Source organism: Pseudomonas paeninsulae, assembly GCF_035621475.1.
GTDB classification, from domain to species: domain Bacteria; phylum Pseudomonadota; class Gammaproteobacteria; order Pseudomonadales; family Pseudomonadaceae; genus Aquipseudomonas; species Aquipseudomonas paeninsulae.
Map to the genome: position 1 here is coordinate 3069583 of NZ_CP141799.1, position 20084 is coordinate 3089666.

Annotated in this window: 17 protein-coding genes; 5 read left to right on the forward strand and 12 right to left on the reverse strand. The window is 61.4% G+C overall.

Annotation, left to right across the window (positions count from 1 at the left end):
* Nucleotides 1–35: 35 nt before the first annotated feature.
* From VCJ09_RS14025 to VCJ09_RS14040, 4 genes are all read right to left on the reverse strand, one after another.
* A complete protein-coding gene (locus VCJ09_RS14025) occupies nt 36–1106 on the reverse strand; it encodes a lipase secretion chaperone (protein WP_324730785.1) in 1071 nt (356 codons plus the stop codon).
* Between the two features lie 49 nt (nt 1107–1155).
* The gene (locus VCJ09_RS14030) at nt 1156–2082 is read right to left on the reverse strand and encodes a lipase family alpha/beta hydrolase (protein WP_324730786.1); all 927 of its coding nucleotides are present in this window, start codon (nt 2080–2082) and stop codon (nt 1156–1158) included.
* A 160-nt stretch (nt 2083–2242) separates the two neighbouring features.
* Nucleotides 2243–2371 (reverse strand): hypothetical protein, encoded by a 129-nt coding sequence (locus VCJ09_RS14035; protein WP_256573162.1) that lies wholly within the window; start codon nt 2369–2371, stop codon nt 2243–2245.
* The gene (locus tag VCJ09_RS14040) at nt 2368–3576 is read right to left on the reverse strand and encodes an MFS transporter (RefSeq protein ID WP_324730787.1); all 1209 of its coding nucleotides are present in this window, start codon (nt 3574–3576) and stop codon (nt 2368–2370) included. The genes VCJ09_RS14035 and VCJ09_RS14040 overlap by 4 nt, the downstream gene beginning before the upstream one ends.
* A 470-nt stretch (nt 3577–4046) precedes the next feature.
* On the opposite strand from VCJ09_RS14040, the gene VCJ09_RS14045 reads away from it, so the two are divergent.
* Entirely contained in the window at nt 4047–6302 is a 2256-nt protein-coding gene (locus tag VCJ09_RS14045; RefSeq protein ID WP_324730788.1) for a CehA/McbA family metallohydrolase, read from the forward strand.
* 101 nt (nt 6303–6403) lie between these two features.
* Here VCJ09_RS14045 and VCJ09_RS14050 read toward each other — a convergent pair whose 3' ends face one another.
* The 5 genes from VCJ09_RS14050 to VCJ09_RS14070 all read right to left on the reverse strand — a co-directional run bounded on the left by VCJ09_RS14050 (nt 6404) and on the right by VCJ09_RS14070 (nt 11754).
* Nucleotides 6404–6619, reverse strand: coding sequence for an SRPBCC family protein (locus VCJ09_RS14050; RefSeq protein ID WP_324730789.1), 216 nt, complete (start codon nt 6617–6619; stop codon nt 6404–6406).
* Nucleotides 6620–6861: 242 nt separating this feature from the next.
* The gene (locus tag VCJ09_RS14055) at nt 6862–7146 is read right to left on the reverse strand and encodes a glutathione S-transferase family protein (RefSeq protein ID WP_324730790.1); all 285 of its coding nucleotides are present in this window, start codon (nt 7144–7146) and stop codon (nt 6862–6864) included.
* 221 nt (nt 7147–7367) lie between these two features.
* Nucleotides 7368–8750 carry an aspartate aminotransferase family protein gene (locus tag VCJ09_RS14060; RefSeq protein ID WP_324730791.1) on the reverse strand — a complete coding sequence of 461 codons (1383 nt, stop codon included), beginning with the start codon at nt 8748–8750 and terminating at the stop codon, nt 7368–7370.
* Nucleotides 8751–8802: 52 nt separating this feature from the next.
* A complete protein-coding gene (locus VCJ09_RS14065; RefSeq protein WP_324730792.1) occupies nt 8803–10221 on the reverse strand; it encodes an APC family permease in 1419 nt (472 codons plus the stop codon).
* 42 nt (nt 10222–10263) lie between these two features.
* Nucleotides 10264–11754, reverse strand: a complete 1491-nt coding sequence (locus tag VCJ09_RS14070; RefSeq protein ID WP_324730793.1) for an aldehyde dehydrogenase — start codon at nt 11752–11754, stop codon at nt 10264–10266.
* Nucleotides 11755–12085: 331 nt separating this feature from the next.
* Between VCJ09_RS14070 and VCJ09_RS14075 the strand changes: the two genes are divergently transcribed.
* Complete coding sequence (locus VCJ09_RS14075; RefSeq protein WP_324730794.1) at nt 12086–13000, forward strand: LysR family transcriptional regulator; 915 nt, start codon at nt 12086–12088, stop codon at nt 12998–13000.
* A 438-nt stretch (nt 13001–13438) separates the two neighbouring features.
* Here VCJ09_RS14075 and acuI read toward each other — a convergent pair whose 3' ends face one another.
* On the reverse strand, nt 13439–14422 hold the full coding sequence (gene acuI / locus VCJ09_RS14080) for an acrylyl-CoA reductase (NADPH) (protein WP_324730795.1): 984 nt from the start codon (nt 14420–14422) through the stop codon (nt 13439–13441).
* A gap of 47 nt (nt 14423–14469) precedes the next feature.
* Entirely contained in the window at nt 14470–15102 is a 633-nt protein-coding gene (gene acuR, locus VCJ09_RS14085; RefSeq protein ID WP_324730796.1) for an acrylate utilization transcriptional regulator AcuR, read from the reverse strand.
* Between the two features lie 629 nt (nt 15103–15731).
* On the opposite strand from acuR, the gene VCJ09_RS14090 reads away from it, so the two are divergent.
* Nucleotides 15732–16706, forward strand: a complete 975-nt coding sequence (locus tag VCJ09_RS14090) for a cysteine synthase A (RefSeq protein WP_324730797.1) — start codon at nt 15732–15734, stop codon at nt 16704–16706.
* A gap of 29 nt (nt 16707–16735) precedes the next feature.
* Here VCJ09_RS14090 and VCJ09_RS14095 read toward each other — a convergent pair whose 3' ends face one another.
* On the reverse strand, nt 16736–17512 hold the full coding sequence (locus VCJ09_RS14095) for a phosphatase PAP2 family protein (protein ID WP_324730798.1): 777 nt from the start codon (nt 17510–17512) through the stop codon (nt 16736–16738).
* A gap of 613 nt (nt 17513–18125) precedes the next feature.
* On the opposite strand from VCJ09_RS14095, the gene VCJ09_RS14100 reads away from it, so the two are divergent.
* Together VCJ09_RS14100 and VCJ09_RS14105 are read left to right on the forward strand one after the other, a co-directional pair.
* Nucleotides 18126–18434: an ArsR/SmtB family transcription factor gene (locus VCJ09_RS14100; RefSeq protein WP_324730799.1), complete on the forward strand. Its 309-nt coding sequence runs from the start codon at nt 18126–18128 to the stop codon at nt 18432–18434.
* Between the two features lie 73 nt (nt 18435–18507).
* A complete protein-coding gene (locus tag VCJ09_RS14105; protein ID WP_324730800.1) occupies nt 18508–19746 on the forward strand; it encodes an NADH:flavin oxidoreductase/NADH oxidase family protein in 1239 nt (412 codons plus the stop codon).
* Nucleotides 19747–20084 lie beyond the last annotated feature (338 nt).

The following is a 20084-nucleotide window of genomic DNA, read 5'->3' on the forward strand; positions in this document are numbered from 1 at the left end:
ACTGCGCGAGTGACCGCTCGGCCCGCCACCCGGGCTTAAAGCTCGGCAGGTTCGCTGTCCTGCTGTTTGGCGGCAATCGCATCATAGGTGTCGACTCGGTGTTGATCGGCGGCGTTGAACAAGCGCTGGCGCAAACGCTGCTGTTCATGCTGCTGGTCCGCCGGACTCAGGCCATTGCTGTGCAACCGGGTCAGTTGCTCGCGATAAGACGTGTAGCGCTGCTGCCAGTCGCGCTCGTTGCGCTGCTCAAGCAGCAGACGCTCGACAGTCGACGGATCATAGGACAAAGCCAATGACTGGCGCACCTGTTCCTCGCTCGCCCCCTCACGCCACAGCCGTTCGCTTTGTGCCTGCTGCGCCAGGGCTTGGCTCTGGCGCTCCTCACTGGCGCGCATGGCGGCAGGCAATTGTTCGCGCAAGCCCTGCTGCGCAGCGGCCTTGCCCTGTTCGCTCAAATCGTCGCGAGCAAGTAGGTTCAGGCTGTCAAGGGTATAGCGTGCATAGGCCTCTTCGGCTCCAAACAAGGCCTCGACCGCTCCCGGTGAAAAGTGGCTGCGGCGTAGCTGAGCCATGCTGTCGAAGGCCTGCTGCAATACCGCGAGCTGCGCTTGCGGCTGGGCTTGCTGTTGTGCGTTCAGCGGCTGCTGCATGAGCGCCAGGCTCGCGCGTTTGTAATCCAGATAATCACCCAGCAGACCGATCAACTGGCCCAACGCGGGCTCCTGCAAGCGTCCGCCAGCGTCAGCCAGCAATACCTCGACCGAGCTATCAAGCCCGTTCTGGTCGACAGCGCTGAGGAAATAATCGAAATAGTCACGCAGCGCCAAATCGAGCTGCAGATTACCGGCGCTGTCGGTCTTCAATTCACCGTCGACCTCGGTACCGCTCATACTCGGCAGCACCGCCGCTGGCGCGGCCTGTTCGACTGCAGTGGGCGCCGGCTGACGCGGCAAGGGGCTGGCAATGATTGGAGCGACAGATTGAACCAGGCTGGCTGAATCGGTCTGGGCCACCACCGGCTCCGGCCATTGCCAATAAAGGGTCAGGGCCGCAGCAAGGCTGGCCAACACGGCCAGCGAGGCGATGGAACGGATGGGCAAGGGCATGCGACCTCCAAGGCGGGCTGTCTTGGCCAGCCCGCAAACGTGGTAACGATCAGACGCCTTTGTTCTTCAGGCGGTTGGCATGCTGGCGATACAGCGAGACCGGCTCGGTCCAGCCGCGGATGCCGAACAGGTGGTTGATCGCATCGACGTGGTTCATGTGGTAGCTGTCGCCGAGCACCTCGCCCAGGTAAGAAGCACAGACGCCGACCAGGCCGTCGTTTTTCTCGCTACCGAAGGCCAGACCGGTGATGGCCAGGAACGGGTCGACCGCGTCGAAGATGTTGGTGTAGGACGAATTTCCGGTCCAGGAGAAGTAGCGGATGTTGTAGCCGCGCACATTGTGCACTTCGGTGGATTTGGCGCAGTAGCTGGCGTTGTTCACCCCCCACGGATGACGGCTGTTTAGCGCTGCGGTGCCCGGTGTGGTCAGGGTTTCCAGGGCGGCCAGGCCGTTCTGCGGATTGCTGCTGCCGGACAATAGGTTGATCACCGCCCCCAGCGCGATGGCAATGGCATTGGCACCGCCTTCGATGGCGCCGTTCGGCGGAACGATCCCACGGACCACGTCGGCAACTTTCGAGCCCTTGTTGACGCCATTGATCGAGGTCACCGAGGCCACCAGATCGGGGCGCAAGGACGCGGCCACACGGGAAGTCGGCGAGCCCTGGCTGTGGCCGATCAGGTTGACCTTGCCGCCATTGGCACTGGCCCAGGGCACGATCTGCCGGGCCAGTTCGGCACCACGCTGCTCGCTGTCGTTGAATGCCGCGACGCTGGCGACATACACCTTGGCGCCGTCGCGCTCGAGGTTCCAGGGAATGGTATGGAAGTAATTGACCAGGCCACCGATGGTGTCGAAACCGGTAACGCCGTGCACCAGCACGATCGGGTATTTGGTCTGGGTGTAACCGGCCTGGGCCTCGACGGCTCCGGCCAGGGCCAGAGCGGCCAGGGTTGTAGTGATTGCTCGACGCATGGGTGCCTCCATTATTCTTCTTGTGGGCACGCCGGGAGACTGCGTCCGGCGTGCCAAGAGTCTAAGGAGGTGAGGAGCACCGGCCCATCGCCCAGATGGGTGAATACGGCGGGAGTGTGACGAGCTACCGACGGGGAAAGATCAAGCTATGGCGCAACGCCTAGCAGATGCCTAAGCCGAGCTGCAAAAATGCCAAACCGCTCTGCTGCCAACCCCACCAGATCAGCGCCAGCAGCGCGAGCGCGGCGGCAGCCAGCAGACCGCCGCCCAGCCAATATCGCGTGTTCAAGCTTCGACTCCAGCGTCTTGCAGACGCGCCACCGGCTGCTCGCGCACAGGCCAATTCAGCGCTGCGGCCAGCAGACTGAGGAGAATGGATATCTGCCAAACCAGGTCATAATTGCCGGTTTTATCGTACATATAGCCGCCTAACCAGCCTCCGAGAAAGGCACCGATCTGATGGAACAGGTAGACGATGCCGCCGAGCATCGACAAGTTGCGCACGCCAAACATGGTCGCCACCGTGCCGTTGGTCAAGGGCACCGTGGACAACCACAGCAGGCCCATTGCGATACCAAAGGCATAGGCGCTCCAGGTGGTCAGCGGGGCCATGACGAAGGCTGCAATCACCACCGCCCGCGCCAGATACAGGGCGCTGAGCAAACGCGGCTTGGACATGCGTCCACCGAGCCAACCGGAAAAGTAGGTCCCGAACACATTGAACAAGCCGATCAGTGCCAACACCGTGGTGCCGACCAGCGCCGGCAGGTGCTGATCGACCAGATAAGCCGGTAGATGCACGCCGATGAACACCACCTGAAAGCCACAGACGAAAAAACCCAGCGACAGCAACCAGAACCCGGAGTGGCCACAGGCCTCACGCACCGCCTCACGCAGGGTCTGCTCATGGCCTAGCACCGGCAGCGGGTGATCCTTGATCATGCTCGCCAGCGGCACGATCAAGGCAACCAGCAGGCCCAGCACCAACAACGCCGTCGACCAGCCAAGCCAGCCAATCAGACCCAGGGTGCCCGGCAACATGGCGAACTGACCGAACGAGCCCGCCGCACTGGCGATGCCCATGGCCATGCTGCGCTTCTCCACCGGCACGGCGCGACCGATCGCGCCGAGAATTACCGAGAACGACGTGCCGGACAGGCCCAGGCCGATCAGCAGACCGGCGCTCAGCGACAGCGACCCGGGCGAGTCCGCCAGGCCCATCAAAACCAGGCCAACGGCATACAGCACGCCACCGACGATGATCGTGCGCTTGGCCCCCAGGCGGTCGGCCAGCGCACCGGTAAAGGGCTGAGCCAGGCCCCAGACCAGGTTTTGCAGGGCGATGGAGAACGCAAACACCTCGCGACCCCAGCCGAACTCGGCACTCATCGGCGGCAAGAACAGGCCGAAGCCGTGCCGAGTGCCCAACGACAGGGCGAGGATCAACGACCCGCCCACCATGATCCAAAACGTAGTCCGTCCTAACGACGTCATCTGCCTATCACCTGAAATCCGTACCGCTGCCCAGCAGCAATCGGCTAGCTTGAAGCGCGCCGCGCCATAAGGCAATCACACCAACGACGGCGACCCCAGGCACCGCACCGGATCTGCAGAAAAAGCTACCTAAGCTAAGACTGATCGGCCTTCGTCGCCCACCTCGGCGGCCGATGCTGGCGCAGCATGATGGTTAATCCGCCAAACAGCGGGCCCGCCTTTACGTGCGGGCGAAGGGACACTCCGGCTCAACCCGGGCTCGCACTCAATCCGCATCGAATCGCTTGTCCACCGAACTAGCGCCTACGGCCTCCTAACCTAACGGGATACAAGCAGAGCTCTCCGACGAGGTGCGCATTGACAGCCGATAGGGGCACGCATAGATTCGTTTTTTTGTTAACTGAATAATCAATTAAAATACGAATCTCAGCACGCACGAAAGGTCCAGAATAATGACAAAACCGTTTCGTATGACATTGATCGCAAAGGTAATTATTCTCTCATCGATACTTGGCGCGGCCGCCCAGAGCCATGCGAGCGTCTCCATCACTCACGGCAAGACCATTATTCCAGCGGGCACCGCGCTGTCCGACAAAGACCTGACCATCAAAAACGACAAGCTGGCGTTCTCGCTGGCATTGGGCACGCCACCGCCATGGGGCGTGGCCCGCGGCTGCATCATCGATATGGCGAACGTCAAAGCCGACGGCTCGCTGAGCAACGACCGGGTAGCCTTCGCCGACTTCATTCCCAATAACTGGTCGAGTTGGCCGAACACCTATCAGAAGCTCGAGATTGTCAAAGACAGCCCCGAGGAAGCCGTGGTCAAAGTCACGCGCGACTTCGGCAAAGCGGTGATCAGCACCGAATACAGCCTCAAGTCGGGCTCCGATCGCATCCATGTCAAAACCACCATGACCAACCAAGGCGAAGACCTGACCGATCTGGAATCGGGCTTTACCCTGTGGCCCGAAGGTGGCTACAAATTCGCGGTACCGGGCTATGCGGGCGAGGAAGAGGCGAGTGTCGACAAGCCGATAGCCGATCGCTTCGTCGGCTACGACGAAGACTGGGCAATCGCCCTGCACGCGCCCTACTTTACCGAGCTGAAATACAAATCCCGCGACCTGTACCTCAAGCACAGCCTGAAAAAATCGCAGTCGGTCTCGTTCGAAGGCGAATATCAGGTACTTGGCAGCGGCGATATCGCGCCGGTGGTAAAGGCGGAAATCGAACGCAAACACCTGGACGCGGGTTCGCTGTCCGGCAGCGTGAAAACCCAAGATGGAAAAACCGTCGAGGCGCCGGCGGTCGTGGTCTTGAAGGACGGCGTGCCCTACATCTGGGCAATCGGCAAGGACGGCACGTACAACCTCGACCTGCCTGTCGGCGACTATCAAGTCTATGCAACAGCCAAGGGTTATTCCGAAAGCAAGAGGCATGCTATTCGCATCGAGAACAAGAACGCCCTGAGCCTATCGTTCGACGATCTTCTCGCCCCCGGCGAGGTGAGCATTCAGGTGACGGACGCCCAGAGCAAGTCGCCGCTGGACGCGAAAATCCAGATCGAAAGCGGCAACAAGCCACTGATCGAGTTTCTCGGCGCCAAGACCTTCTTCACCGAAATGGACGAAATCGGCCGAGCGCGCTTTACCCTCGCCCCCGGCGACTATCAGCTCAAAGTCTCGGCCGGCGCCAACTTCGTGTCCAAGCCGGTGCTGGTGGACGCGCGCATCGCGCCGAACGAGACCACCGAAGTGATCGGCCAAGTACCAATCAGCACTTACCCGACCCAGCACGGCTGGTACGCCGGTGATCTGCACCATCACTCCGATGTGCTGGAGGGCTCGACTCCTCCGCAGTACTTGGTTCTTTCGCAGTTGGCCGCTGGCCTCAACGTCACCTTCGTCAGCGACCACGACTCGACGAAAAACCACGCCGCGATCAAGGCGCTGTCGGACAAACGCGGCGTGCCCTTCGTTCCGTCCGTCGAGTTTTCGCCGTCCTGGGGACACTTCAACCCCTTCCCCGTGGCGATCGGCGCAAAACTCTCCGTCGATCCCGGCGTCGACGACATCCACGCCCTGCTCAAGGACATGCGCCGTATGGGCGCGACAGTGGTCGCCTCCAACCACCCTTACATCCCGTACGGCTATATGAGCAGCCTGGAGAAGAACAGCGTGCCCGGCAGCTTCGATCCGTCTATCGACCTGATCGAGGTCAACGCGGTGGTCGACTACCAAAAGGCAGTCGAAAAGGCCCGCCAACTCTGGTCTGAGGGCCTGCCGTATTACTACACCGCCGGCTCCGACACGCATGATGTGTGGAACGAAACCACCGGCCTGGACCGGATGTTCGTATACACCGGCAGCAAACCCGACGCCAATGCCTTCGCCCAGGCGATGAAGAACGGCCGCGCCTACGTTTCCTTTGGCCCACTCATCTATCCGCAGAACGTGATGTTCGGCGACACCTTGAAACTGGCGAAAGATCAGCCGCAGAGCCTCAGCTTCGACCTGCTCTCGGTCAATGGCCTGAAGTCCGTGCAGTTGATCGGCAAGCAGGGCGTGATCCGCGAACAGGCACTCTCCGGCGAGAAAGCCTCGGTGCAGTTCGAGGTGCCCCAGGAGTCCGGCTGGGTCGCGCTGGTGGTCGAGGACAGCCAAGAGAACAAGGCGTTCAGCAATCCCGTATGGCTGAAGTTGGTCGAGCAAAAGCAGTTCTGATCACAACCGTAACGTTGTGAGTGCCCTAGGCCTTGGCCTCGGGCCTTTTTTTGCGCTTGTCCTTTTTGACGCTGCGGGCATTGAGGCTCGCGTCCAACCTCTTACCCCGCCCGAAAAGGCTTGCCGACACCCGTGTCGAGATAGGCCTTGAGGCTGTCGACAAGAAATAGATCCCAGCCAGCCAGGCAGATGCCGTAACAGTGCAAGCTGGGGTTCCGCCCCAGGTGTTCGAAATGAATGGTGCTGTGCCCGTCGTGGGCTTCGAGGTGCCAACTGAGCCTGGTGCCCAGCCACTCCTGTTCGATCTTCTTGGGCATCTTTTGATACACATGCAATGCTTCGACACAGCGCAATTCGACCAGCCGATTGGCGGACAGTGTCGATGCTTCGAAAACCCAGTAGCCGCGCCTGGGTGGAAAGCTGAATCTGGCGCGATCACCGCGCTTTTCGATCGGCCTATCCGGCGTGATCCCCCAATGCTCGAAGCCCTAGATAAGCGCTCGATATGCCACTGCGGGGCCGGTCGCTACGCCGAAGGTGCGCCTGTAGCTCTGCTCACTCATTCTCTTGCCTCCCGCTGGTCACCAGGGGTCTTGTCCACCCCGACGCGTTCCTCCCATGCCGCCAGGCGCGGGTAACGGTCGGCGAGGCGATCAAAGTCCAGCGCCGTCATGATCTCCGGTTTGCGCTCCATGGCCCGCGGTACAAGACGAATCTCGGGAAAAACGATGGGCTCGGCCGCGCTTGGCCGTTCCCCCGCAAGGTAGGCTTGACCGTCGAGCAACTCTTCCAGGTAGCGGCACTCCGCGTGCATGGCATCACTCATGGCAGTCGACGTCTGCATCTCTTGGCGATCAGGCGCCGTAAACGGTCAGAGTCATGTCCTTTCCTTGTCTTTAACAGATAAAGATTCGATTAATCAATTTCGGCGCTGCGGCCCCGATACGGAGTGGCCGCTCCTCGCCATAGCCTGCTATGACTCGTCAAAGTTTTTCCCTAGCGACCCAGCGCAGGCCTTTGTGCCCTCCGCAAGGAAGGGCACAAAGCAGGCTGCCGGCACACGCCTCAGAGCACACCCATTTCCTGCGCGGTGCGGTCCACCGCGCGCTTGGTCTTCTCCACCAGTTCGTCCAGCTCGCCGCGCGTGGCCACCAGCGCCGGCGCCATGATCATCCGACCGAGGGTGGAGCGGATGATCAGGCCTTCCTCGAAGCCGACGGTGCGGCAGCGCCAGGTGATGTCGCTCTCGTTGGCGAAGCGTTTGCGGGTCGCCTTGTCTTCGGCGAACTGCAGCGCGGCGACCAGGCCGGTGCCCTGGATCTCGCCAACCAGCGGATGGTCACCGAACACCTGCCGCAGACACTGCTGCAGGTAGGGGCCGGTGTCGTTCTTCACCTGGCTGACCACGCCTTCGTCGCGCAGCGCCTTGATATTGGCCAATGCCACGGCGGCGGCGACCGGGTGCCCGGAATAGGTCAGGCCGTGGGCGAACACCCCGCCCTGCTCCACCAATACCTCGGCGATGCGCGTGGACAGCACCAGGCCGCCCATGGGGATATAGCCCGAGGTCAGGCCCTTGGCGATCGACAGGGTGTCCGGTTCGAAACCGAAGTACTCATGGGCGAACCATTCGCCGGTGCGACCAAAACCACCGATCACTTCGTCGGCGCACAGCAGCACGTCGTACTGACGGCAGATGCGTTGGATCTCCGGCCAGTAGCTTTCCGGCGGGAAGATCATGCCGCCGGCGCCCTGGAACGGCTCGGCGATGAAGCCCGCAACCTTGTCCGCACCCAGTTGGAGAATCTTCTCCTCCAGTTGCAGGGCGCAGCGGCGACCGAACTCGGCCGGGCTCAGCTCGCCGCCCTGGGCGTACCAGTAGGGCTCGTCGATATGCTCGATGTCCGGCAGCATGCCGCCCATTTCGTGCATGAACTTCATGCCGCCCAGCGCGGTGCTGGCCAGGGTCGAGCCGTGGTAGCCGTTCCAGCGGCCGATCATCACCTTCTTCTCTGGCTTGCCGAGAATCTGCCAGTAGCGCCGTACCGTGCGGATCAGCACCTCGTTGGCCTCAGAGCCCGAGTTGGTATAGATCGCATGGCTGTAGTGACCGGGCAGCAGGCTGAACAGCAGCTCGGACAGTTCCACCACCGCCGGGTGGGTGGTGTGGAAGAACATGTTGTAGTACGCCAACTGCTCCATCTGCCGAGTCGCGGCGGCCGTGAGGTCCTTGCGACCGTAACCGAGGTTGGTGCACCACAGGCCGGACATGCCGTCGAGGTAGCGGTTGCCGTCGTTATCCCAGAGGTACAAGCCCTCGCCTTTAACGATCACCCGCGGGCCTTCGGCATTCAGCGCCTTCTGGTCGACAAAGCCATGGATGTGGTGAGCGGCGTCCAGGGCCTGGTAATCACGGGTTTCACGGTTTGGCTTGATTTGCGCATTCATACAACTCTCCTCCCCGTTATGGGGCATTAACACGAGGACCGCACTGCGGCCTTCAGGCTTGATTTGGGTTCAGCACCTTGTCGATCGGCTCCGGGCTGAACAGCGGTTTGCGCATCACGCATTTGATCCACAGCACGGCGATCAGCGAGACGATGCCCAGCACTACCCCAGCGCTGGTGAAAATCTGCGTGGTCAGCTCCGGCGAGGGCGAGGCATACCAGGCGGCATAGAGCATGCCGACGATGCCGAACACTTGTGGCAGCGGGTAGAACGGCGTGCGGAACGGCCGCGCCAGATCTGGATAACGCATGCGCAGGACGATCACATCGACGTGGACGATGATGTAGGCCAGCAGCCAGGCCAGCGCGGCGGCGATCAGCAGCAGATTGATCGAATCGACACCCATCAGCAGGATCGGCAAGCCGGTGATGGCGGCGACAAACAATACGGCCACCCAGGGCGCGCCGGTACGTGCGCTAAGGCGTTTGAAGCAGGGAAACGCCTGACCGTTCTGCGCCATGCCACTGAGCATGCGCGGGATAGCCGCCAACGAGGTATTGAGCGTGCTGCAGGTGGCGGTGATGGCGGCGGTCACCAACAGTAGCTGACCGGTCTCGCCGAATACCGCGGTGGCGAACAGATAGTGAGGCAGGCCGTTACTCGCCAGCTCTGCCTGCGGCACCATCAGTAGCGCACCCAGGCAGTAGAGGCTGATGGTGACGAAAATCACGCTCAGACCGATGATCATCGAGCGCGGAATATTGCGCTCCGGCCGACGCGATTCTTCCACCAGCGGGCAAACGAATTCGGCGCCGACGAAGCCCCAGATGGCCAACGCGGTAAGCGCCAAAACGCCCAGCCCCATAGGATTCCAGCCTTCCAGGCTAAGGCTGGCCATGGGCGCGGCGTTCTCGTGACCGACCGCGCTAAACCCGAGCAACAACAACACCACCACCATCACCAGCGCCAGCACGGACTGCAGGCGAGCGAAGATGTCGATATTGAGCAGGTTAAGCACGGTGAACAGACCTAACACGCCGTAGGCCACCGTCATCGACGGCAACGCGCTGGGGTAGACCTTATCGATGATCAGATCGAGCAGCAGCAGCTCGGCCGACAGCGCGAACATGGCCACTACTATGTAGCCAGAGAAGGTGGCGAGAATGGCCGGGGACTGGCCAATCGCGACTTCGGTATAACTGCTCAGGCTGCCCGCACGCGGGATCATCAGCGCCAGCTCGGAAAAGGAAAAGGCGTAGCTCAGAGCCAGCAGATAGGCCAGGCCCAGCGGCACGATAAAGCCCAAGCCGGCGATCCCGGCGCCTTGCAGCATGATCACCATGACCCCTTGCGAGACAACCAGGCCGATGGCCACGGCCAGCAGGGAACCCAGGCCCAGTGCCTTGCGCGCCCCCTTTACCCGTGGTGCGGCGGCCGCACCGTGCAGCGGAACACTTATATCCTGCGTCATTGTCTTGCCCTCTATTGTTGTTGTAAGGAACGCACTGACTGGTTAACGCAACTGAAACCAAGTGGTTTTCAGCTGGGTGTACTTATCGAAGGAATGCAGCGACAGGTCGCGACCAAAGCCGGACTGCTTGCCGCCGCCGAACGGCACCGTCACATCCAGGGCGTCCACGGTGTTGACCGACACCGTGCCGGCGTTCAGCCGGCGGGCGACGCGGTGAGCGCGGTTGAGGTCATCACTCCACAGCGAGGCGGCCAGAGCGTAGAGGCTGTCGTTGGCCAGGCGTACCGCCTGGTCTTCGTCGTCGAAGGCGCTGATCGCCAGTACCGGGCCGAACACTTCCTCACGGGCCAGACGCATCTCGGCGCTGACGCCGGTAAATAGCGTGGGCTGCACGAAGTTGCTCGAGCCGTTGATACTCAGGCGCTCGCCGCCATACACCAGCTTCGCGCCCTCGGCACGGGCGCCCTCGATAAAGCCCATCACCCCAGCCGTCTGGCCGGCATCGACCAGGGCCCCGGCGCGGCTGCTGGGGTCGAGCGGATCGCCCGGCTGCCACTGACGGGCCTTGTCGATCAGGCGCTCGACGAACTGGTCGTGGATCGAGCGCTGGACCAGCAGGCGCGAGTTGGCCGAACAGACTTCGCCCTGGTTGAAGAAAATCGCGAAGGCGGCTTTTTCCGCCGCCTGGTCGAGGTCCTGGCAGTCGTCGAAGATCAGACTCGGGCTCTTGCCACCGCACTCCAACCACACCTGCTTGAGGTTCGACTGCGCCGCGTACTGCATGAAGTACTTGCCGACCTGGGTCGAGCCGGTGAACACCAGACAATCGACATCCGGGTGCAGGCCCAAGGCCTTGCCGGTGCTTTCGCCGAGGCCCGGCAGCACATTCAGCACGCCTTCCGGTATGCCCGCTTCCAGGGCCAGTTCGCCCAAACGCAGGGCGGAGAACGGCGACTGCTCCGCCGGCTTGAGCACCACGCTGTTGCCCGACGCCAGCGCCGGCGCGAGCTTCCAGGCGGCCATGTCCAGCGGGAAGTTCCACGGCACCACGGCGGCGACCACCCCGAGCGGTACGCGGGTGATGGTCGCCAGCACGTTCTGCGCGCTGGGCGCGACCTGGTCGTAGAGCTTGTCCAGGCTTTCGCCATACCAGGCGAACACATGGGCGGCGCCGGGCACGTCGATGTTGAAGGCATCCATCACCGGCTTGCCCATGTTCAGCGAGTCGAGCAGTGCCAGTTCCTCGCGATGCTGCAGAATCAACTCGGCCAGGCGCAGCAGAATTTTCTTGCGCTCGCCCGGCGCCATCCGCGCCCAGGAGCCCTGCTCGAAGGCCTGGCGGGCGCTGCGCACAGCCAGGTCGACCTCGACCTCGCCGCAGGCGGTCACCTTGGCCAGCAGCTGGTTGGTCGCCGGATTGATCGCGTCGAAGGTGAGCCCGGAGGCGGCAGCCACCTGGCGGCAGCCGATCAGTGCCTTGTCGATAAACCCTTGGCGGGCCGCCCGCTGTTGCCAATAGCTGAGATCTAACACGCTGCACTCCCTCATCGACCACCACTACGGTCGAGCTTGTTGTTGGATTGAGGGAGATGGTGCGGCAGAAGACCGCAGAGGAAAATTAGTAAAAATATGCTTGGGGCCTATAAAAAAGCTCGGCAGAGCGAGCGCTCCCCAACCGCGCAGCTGAGGTATGGTGCAGACTCGGGCGACCCTAGGAGCCTGTCGGACTTAACGCTGCCCTACTCCAGCGCGTATGCAGTGCATGCGGCTGACGTGGCGGAACCAGGCGGACAGCCAAGCCCGCCGCAACCCGGCCCAACAGACTGCCCGAGAACCGGGCAGCAACAACCCAGCAGAGGTTTGCGTGGCTACCTATACCTTGCGCCAACTCAAGTATTTCGTGACCACCGTGGAGGCCGGCAGCGTCGCCGAGGCCTCGCGCAAGCTGTATATCGCCCAGCCGTCGATCTCCACCGCGATCAAGGGTCTGGAGGAAAACTTCGGCGTGCAGCTGCTCATTCGTCACCATGCTCAGGGCGTGTCGCTCACCCCCAGCGGCGCGCGCTTCTATCGCAAGGCGCAGGAGCTGCTGCGCATGGCCCACGAGTTCGAGCAGAACGCCCTGGCGGATAACGACATAGTGGCCGGGCAGATCGACATCGGCTGCTTCGAGACGGTGGCGCCGCTGTACCTGCCGCGCCTGATCGCCGGGTTCACCGCCCTCTACCCAGGCGTGGAAATCCGCCTGCGCGACGGCGAGCAGCAGGAACTGGTCCAGGGCCTCACCGCCGGCACCTTCGACCTGGCCTTTCTCTACGAACATGACCTCGACAACACCATCGAAACCGAGCCCTTGATGCCGCCGCAGAAACCCTACGCGCTGCTGCCCGAGGGGCACCGTTTCACCGAGCAGACCCAGGTTTCACTGCGCGACCTGTGCCTGGAACCGATGATCCTGCTCGACGTGCTGCCGAGTCGCAGCTACTTCGTCAGCCTCTTCACCGAGCTGGACCTGACCCCGAACATCGTCTTCAGCTCGCCGTCGATCGAGATGGTTCGCGGCATGGTCGGCCAGGGCTTCGGCTTCTCGCTGCTGGTGACCCGGCCACACTCCGAATGCACCTACGACGGCAAGAAGGTGGTGACGGTAGACATCGCCGAGCAGGTGGCGACCTCCGGCCTGGTGGCCGCCTGGCTCAAGCGCGCCCAACTGACCAAGCCGGCACAGCTGTTCATGGATTACTGCAAGGAGCAGCTGGGACAGGCTAATCCTGAGTAAATCGAAGCGGCTCGACGCCTGGACGGGTGACAGCAGGTTCGAAGAGTGGCGGGGGAATCTACGAAGGACTGCACAGCCAAAAGCAGTCTTTCGGCTACCTCTAAAAAGGCTATGTACCAGATACGTGTTGCACGCAGCTTTTGTCGGGAGGGTCGGGCCGCGCAGGTTAGTGGCGCCGAGCAGAGGCTGAAAATCAACTGCGCAAATTGCGCGGCGCGTAACCCACCAAGCGGTTGTCGGCTTACCTCATCCGGTGGGTTACGGCGCAACCGACTACGCACCAGCCAACAGCCTGCAGTCATGCGCCGAACCCACCCTACGAATCATCGCCCCCCCCCCCGCGCAGCGCCTAGCCGGGCGGCACGTTCAAGACGGAACTGGGACATAGCCGCTAAAAACCTTAGTGCAATTCAGCCTGCCGGTCGGTGTACTCGGTGCTCACCGATTCACATCCACTACCACGCGGCCCCGCACCTTGCCGTCGAGTAACTCGTGTGCAACCGGTATGGTTTCACTCAGGCCGATCTCCCGGGTGATTTCATCCAGTTGTGCCAGGTCCAAGCCAGTGCAGAGGCGCTCCCAGGCCTCAACGCGCTCCTTGTAAGGACGGGTGACGCTGTTGATGCCAAGCAGGCTAACGCCGCGCAGGATGAAGGGCGCCACAGTCGCCGGAAAGTCCATGCCTTGAGCCAAGCCGCACGCAGCGACCAGGCCATCTGCGCGAGTGCCCGCGCACACATTGGCGAGGGTATGGCTGCCTACAGAGTCGATCGCCGCCGCCCAACGCTCTTTTGCCAATGCGCGTCCGGGGCTGGACAGTTCGGCGCGATCGATGATGGTCGTTGCGCCCAAGCGCTTCAGGTAGTCCGCTTCGGCCGGGCGGCCGGTGGCGGCGATCACGGAGTAGCCTTGACGCGCCAGCAGCGCGATGGCGAAGCTGCCAACCCCACCATTTGCGCCCGTCACCAGCACCTCGCCGCACTCCGGCGTCAGGCCGTGGCGCTCCAGCGCCATCAGGCAGAGCATTGCGGTGTAGCCTGCGGTTCCGATCGCCATTGCCTGGCGCTCGCTTAACGCCTTGGGTAGGGGGATCAGCCAGTCACCACGCAGCCTGGCCTTCTGCGCCAGTCCTCCCCAATGCCCTTCGCCCACGCCCCAGCCGTTGAGCAGAACCCGGTCACCGGTTTTGTAGTCAGGGTGGCTGCTGGTTTCAACGGTTCCGGCCAAGTCGATGCCGGGAACCATTGGAAACCGGCGAACGACCGGGCTGCTGCCGCTGATGGCCAGACCATCCTTGTAGTTCAGTGTACTGAAGGCCACGCGGACGGTGACATCCCCCTCGGGAAGCTGTGCATCATCCAGTTCAGTCAAACGAACCTGGTAAGCATCTGCGTCTTTCTCAATAAGAATTGCCTTGAACATTGCTAGCTCCTATTTAGACCGATCGTCTATTAATTATCGAAGAAAAATCACCGTGTAATGCCGGCGAGAAAACCATTCATGAATACATCCAGCGGCCGCACATCCTGTACCAGCCTGGCGCGCAGTACTGCCCCTTCCCAACCGATCCAGAAATAGGCGGCGAGGGCTTCGCAATCACTGTCTACGTTTATCTGCCTCTGACTGACTGCCTGGCGCAAGCAGGTAGCCAGACGCCTCTGCCAGTCGAGCAGGACCTCCTCCAACTCATTGCGAAAGCTCTCGGGCAGGACAATGATCTCCTGGCCGAGATTCCCGACCAGACAGCCTCGGCGGAACTGGTGCTTGGCCATGCCCGTCTTGGCGTCCTCGACAAAATTGCGCAGGCGCTGGAGGGGGAGTTCCGTCTCATTCAGCAGCCAGCGATCCAGTTTGCGGGCAAAATAATCTGCGTAGCGTCGCAACACCGCCTGCCCGAAGGCTTCCTTACTATCGAAGTAGTGATAGAACGAGCCCTTGGGGACGCTGACCCGCTTGAGGACGGCGTCGATACCCGTGGCTGCAAAGCCCTGTTCGGTCAGTATTTCCATGCCGCAACGCAGCAGCACCTCGCGTGTGTCGGCGTGCTCTCGTTCGATTTTTGGCGGGCGGCCACGACGGGCCTGCGGTTTGGCGATAGTCATGGCGCCATATTAGACCGATCGTTTTAAATGTCAATGCAGAAACCAGCGCGTGAAAGGGGGCATCCATTAGCCGGTCCTACGTCTGCGGATACCCGCGCGGCCTGTACAGCGAGGTACTTGGATTAGACCCTGTGAAAAACGCTCCGCGGCTTTCCACCCTACATAGCGCTCAAGTTCGCATAGGGTGGGAACCAATGGTTATCCGTGCTACCTCGCTGTTGCAGGCCTCGCCGCAGGCGCTGTAACTGCTGGCGTTGGCGCAGCTGTTGTCACAGATAAAGCTGCAGCCCGCTCAGCAGCGTGGCCGGCACCGGCCAGGACTGTCCGGTGATTGCCAGTGGGATGCCGAGCAACCAGCAGCCGGATATCAGCCAGGGCATCCGGTCGTTCGCCAGTGGCTGCGGCCAAAGAGAACTCCATCGGCTATTTCGCACGAAAGGAGAACGTTGGCCGTGGCCGTAGCAAGATGTTGGTCACTGCCGTCTGTTCTCACCTAGGTTACAAATGAGGCCGGGGCGGCGCGACTGAAAACACCCGTGTGCAGGCGTGGCGGCGTGCCATTCGCCGCTCAGGCGCTAGACTGAATCAGTGAAAACGGCATTTCCCCGTGCGCCTGATGGAGGTGCGGCATGGACATCCGTGAAGGTTTTATCGGCAGCATCGGCAACACCCCGTTGATCCGCCTTGAGCGGCTCAGCCGCGAGACCGGTTGCGAGATTCTCGGCAAGGCCGAATTCCTCAACCCCGGCGGTTCGGTGAAAGACCGCGCCGCCCTGTTCATCGTGCTCGACGCCGAGAAGCGTGGCGCACTCCGCCCCGGCGGCATCGTGGTCGAGGGGACGGCCGGCAACACCGGCATCAGTCTCGCGCACATCTGCGCCACGCGCGGTTACCGTTGCATCATCGTGATTCCCGACAACCAATCCCAGGAGAAACTGGAATTGCTGCGCGTGCTCGGTGCCGAGGTGCGCCCGGTACCGCCGAAACCTTACCGGGACCCGGACAACTATCAGAAGATCGCCGGCCGCCTGGCCCACAAACTGCCCGGTGCGATCTGGGCCAACCAGTTCGACAACCTGGCCAACCGCCAGGCTCATTACACCAGCACTGGGCCGGAAATCTGGCACGACACCCTGGGCCAGGTGGACGCCTTTGTCTGCGCCACGGGCACCGGTGGCACCCTGGCCGGCGTCGCGCGCTACCTCAAAGAGCGTAATCCCAAAGTGCGTATCATCCTCGCCGACCCCATGGGCAGCGCGCTTTATCACTGGGTGCTGAGCGGTGAGCTGCAGGCTGAGGGCAGCTCCATCACCGAAGGCATCGGCACCACTCGGATAACCGCCAATTTGGAGGGCACGCCGATCGACGGTGCGGTGCAGGTCGATGACCAGAGCTGCGTGAGCATGGTCTATCGCCTGTTACGTGAGGAAGGCTTGTTCCTCGGCGGATCCTCCGGCATCAATCTGGTCGCCGCCGTGCGGGTCGCGCACGAACTGGGCCCCGGGCATACGGTGGTGACCTTGCTGTGCGACCGTGGCGGGCTCTACATGCGCCGCTTGTTCAACCCGGCGTGGCTGAGTGAGCATGGCCTGTCGCCCGCCTAGCGCAGATGCCCGTTGCGGCAACCGTTCGGTTAAAAGCGCAATTGGCTGCTAAGCGTCAAACCCTCGCGGGTGGGGAGCAAGGAGAAGCTGTATGACTCGGACGCAGGCTGTTCGAGGAACAGGTTATAGCTAAGGTTGGCGAGAAAGTTCCCCAGCGCCATGCCGACCAGTACGTCGGTCGGGTAGTGCTTATCCGCTTCGATGCGCGCAATGCCGGTCAGGCCATCAATCCCGTAGAGACCGACCTTAGCCAGTTGGCGCATCCCAGGATTCATGTCGATGTAGTCCAGGTTGCGCCGGGTCAGGGTGGTTTGGGTGGCGGTGGTCGCACTGTGCTTGGAGGGAAATGAATCATCTGCCACGCCATCCGGTCGGTCACGCCCGGAGCGGGTTTTCCATTCGCCGACAATGCCATCCACCAGGGCCTTGTCGGCCAGCAGGACGCCGACGTTGCTGGCCTTCCACTCCAGGGCCTCGCCATGGTCCTGGTCGGGCGGAGCGGCCATCAGCATGCTGACGCCATAGAACAGGGTGCTGGCGCCCAGCAGCGAGTTGCTCATATCCTCGGCGTCCTCGCCGAACACGTATTGATGCTTGCTTGCCGAGCGTTGCCACTGCTTGTCCCAATGACCACCGGCAATCACCGTGGCGGCCGCCAGGGGCGCCCAGGTGCTCGGCTCGCGAGCTGCGCGTACGCTTGCATCGCTGAGACGTTCCCAGGAAAACAGGGGGGCGGCTTGGGTTTGCCAGGTCAGGCTGCTGCCGCAGAGGAGCGTCAACACGCCGAAGAACTGCCGTTTGTTCATCGTTCATTTACCTTGGTCGCTCAGGACGAGCGTAGCTAGAGCCAGAGAAATAGGCCGCTGCGCGGGTCCCGTTCGTTGCCAGCGGGGACTGTCTGCGGTGCGCACTACCTTGCACGCGCCTGTGTGAAAACTTCGTCAAGGTGATCGGTAGGCGACCGGCTCGCTTGGCGAGTGAGGGCTTTTGCAGAAACTGCAGGGAGAGTTGGCTTTTAGCCTCGACTTGCGACCGGCTAATGGGCGTCCCCTTTTCTTCACGGCCGACAACGACGGGCCAACTCGGCGCGACTTTTCGCCGACGATCGCCGGCTATGGCGAAATACCTGATGAGTCGCAGACTCAAGCTGTTGCTTACCGATTGCGGCGTTCTGCACTTTCAACCAGGACGTACCAAGCACGCTGCCTGAGGTGTAGTTCTGAAGATTGCGCCCCTCCTACCCGGCGGTAGACAGCCGCCCGGAGCCCAATGTGGCTGAAACTGGATCACATCAATTCTGCGAAAAGTGTCAAAAGCTGACGTCACTTATGGTTGTGACACTATCCAGGCGAAACCCGAGAGGAGGCAGTAGTAAATGCTGCGGTTGACTCTCGCCTAAATATCGAGATATCTTGATTTATGAATATTGAAAGCGTGATTTCCGCCCTCAACAACCCTGTGCGACGCCGAATTCTTGAATGGTTGAAAGACCGGTCGAACTTTCCGCCCTCGCTGCCAGAGCATGCCGATTTGGACGGTGTGTGTGTTGGGTACATTCAAGAGAAGGCCGGGTTGTCGCAATCGACGATCTCAAACTACATGGGTGTGCTGAAGCAGGCTGGGTTGGTGGTTGCTGAGCGTCATGGACAGTGGACGTTTTACCGGCGCGATGAAGGCAACATCCAAGCGTTTCTCAATGAGGTTGAGAAAGAACTGTTGAAGCCGTGATCGTTGATCACGCCACCTGGCCACGAACGGCATGTCGCGCACAAAAAACGAAATATTACGATGGAGAAGCCTGATGACGCAGCCAACGACCAAGCATGATTTCTCAGGCCCGGAAAATGTATTGGGCCGCCCGCTTGAGCTTCCCTGTGGTGTGGTTCTGAAAAACCGACTGATGAAGTCGGCAATGTCGGATTCCCTTGGTGACGGGAAAGGCAATGCTACCGCAGCGCAGGCACGGCTCTATGAGCGCTGGGCAGAAGGTGGCGCAGCATTGTCGCTGATTGGCGAGGTGCAGGGTGATCCGCGCTATCCCGAAAAACCGGGAAATCTGGTGTTGGGACCGAATACAGATCAAAAGGCGTTGCGATCCTTGGCGCGTCGGGGATCGACTGAGGGTGCGCATCTTTGGCCGCAACTCGGACACGCCGGAGCGCTTGCCCATTTGCCTATCAGTCGAGCAAAAGGCCCCTCCTCGCTGGACATTGAAGGGCTGCAATGCGCGGGCATGACCCTCGAAGACATTGGGGAGCTGCCGGGCATCTACGCAAGGGCTGCGACAATCGCCAAAGGCGCAGGATTTGGTGGGGTGCAAATTCATGCCGGACACGGGTTTCTGTTAAGCCAATTCTTGTCTCCGTTGTTCAATCGCCGGACAGACGGATATGGTGGATCAATCGAGGCGAGATTCCGCATCGTTCACGAGGTGATAGAAGCGGTTCGGCAGGCTGTTGGCGCTTCGTTCCCGATTGCTATCAAGATCAACTCGACCGATAAACTGCAAGGTGGACTGACCGAAGACGAGGCTATGGAAGTGGTCCGCATCCTCGATCAGACATCTATTGACCTGATCGATATCAGCGGCGGAACCTATTTTCCGGGTGCTGCGGCAAGCTCCGATAGCACCTCTGGTAGCGGGCCCTACTTCCTTGATTTTGCACGCCGGGCGAAACAGGCGACCGCCATTCCAATCATGGCCACCGGAGGCTTCAAGACGCGGCAACAAGCAGTTGACGCCGTCGAGAGCGGCGCTGTCGACATGGTGAGCGTGGGCCGTGCCATGGCGCTCAATCCGCATCTTGCGCGCGATTGGTTGAGCGTTGGTGGTGGCGACCCGGCGTTTCCGAAATTCGATACAACCCCTCCGGGCGGCGTGACGGCTTGGTATACGATGCGACTGACTGCGCTCGCAGAAGACAACGAGGATGAATTCAGTGTGGACCTCGAGTCCGCCATGAGCCTCTATGACGTGCGCGATGCGGAGCGCTGCGACACCTGGCGTAAAGCCTTCGCTCGCCTGAGAGAGCGCGTTTAGAGCAGGGTGCGTCAGAAACGATTAACACTGGCAGGAACGCGCATGGCTCAATTGGCAACATGGCGAGCCGGTACGACGGTGAACCTTGAGTATTCATTATCGAACGCAAGCGCACCCGTGAACTCGAAGCTAAAGCGGCAAACGTCACGCGTCTGGGTCGATTTATTCATAGTCCTCGGGTGCATGTTCCGCCTTTGCTGACAGCAACCTGCCAGCCATAGCGAGCCTTACGGAAGACGGACGGGCTAGCTATATTGGGTCGACTCCGGCCAGTCGCGACCGGCAGTAGTCGACCCATTGCTACCCGTCGTGACGGGCAGAAACCGCCTACAAACGGC

What these genes read in the sequence shown, in the direction of transcription:
- VCJ09_RS14025 (WP_324730785.1), bottom strand. Translation starts at nt 1,106, where the DNA reads ATGCCCTTGCCCATCCGTTCCATCGCCTCGCTGGCCGTGTTGGCCAGC.
- VCJ09_RS14030 (WP_324730786.1), bottom strand. Translation starts at nt 2,082, where the DNA reads ATGCGTCGAGCAATCACTACAACCCTGGCCGCTCTGGCCCTGGCCGGA.
- VCJ09_RS14040 (WP_324730787.1), bottom strand. Translation starts at nt 3,576, where the DNA reads ATGACGTCGTTAGGACGGACTACGTTTTGGATCATGGTGGGCGGGTCG.
- VCJ09_RS14045 (WP_324730788.1), top strand. Translation starts at nt 4,047, where the DNA reads ATGACATTGATCGCAAAGGTAATTATTCTCTCATCGATACTTGGCGCG.
- VCJ09_RS14050 (WP_324730789.1), bottom strand. Translation starts at nt 6,619, where the DNA reads ATGCCCAAGAAGATCGAACAGGAGTGGCTGGGCACCAGGCTCAGTTGG.
- VCJ09_RS14055 (WP_324730790.1), bottom strand. Translation starts at nt 7,146, where the DNA reads ATGCAGACGTCGACTGCCATGAGTGATGCCATGCACGCGGAGTGCCGC.
- VCJ09_RS14060 (WP_324730791.1), bottom strand. Translation starts at nt 8,750, where the DNA reads ATGAATGCGCAAATCAAGCCAAACCGTGAAACCCGTGATTACCAGGCC.
- VCJ09_RS14065 (WP_324730792.1), bottom strand. Translation starts at nt 10,221, where the DNA reads ATGACGCAGGATATAAGTGTTCCGCTGCACGGTGCGGCCGCCGCACCA.
- acuI (WP_324730795.1), bottom strand. Translation starts at nt 14,422, where the DNA reads ATGTTCAAGGCAATTCTTATTGAGAAAGACGCAGATGCTTACCAGGTT.
- acuR (WP_324730796.1), bottom strand. Translation starts at nt 15,102, where the DNA reads ATGACTATCGCCAAACCGCAGGCCCGTCGTGGCCGCCCGCCAAAAATC.
- VCJ09_RS14090 (WP_324730797.1), top strand. Translation starts at nt 15,732, where the DNA reads ATGGACATCCGTGAAGGTTTTATCGGCAGCATCGGCAACACCCCGTTG.
- VCJ09_RS14095 (WP_324730798.1), bottom strand. Translation starts at nt 17,512, where the DNA reads ATGAACAAACGGCAGTTCTTCGGCGTGTTGACGCTCCTCTGCGGCAGC.
- VCJ09_RS14100 (WP_324730799.1), top strand. Translation starts at nt 18,126, where the DNA reads ATGAATATTGAAAGCGTGATTTCCGCCCTCAACAACCCTGTGCGACGC.
- VCJ09_RS14105 (WP_324730800.1), top strand. Translation starts at nt 18,508, where the DNA reads ATGACGCAGCCAACGACCAAGCATGATTTCTCAGGCCCGGAAAATGTA.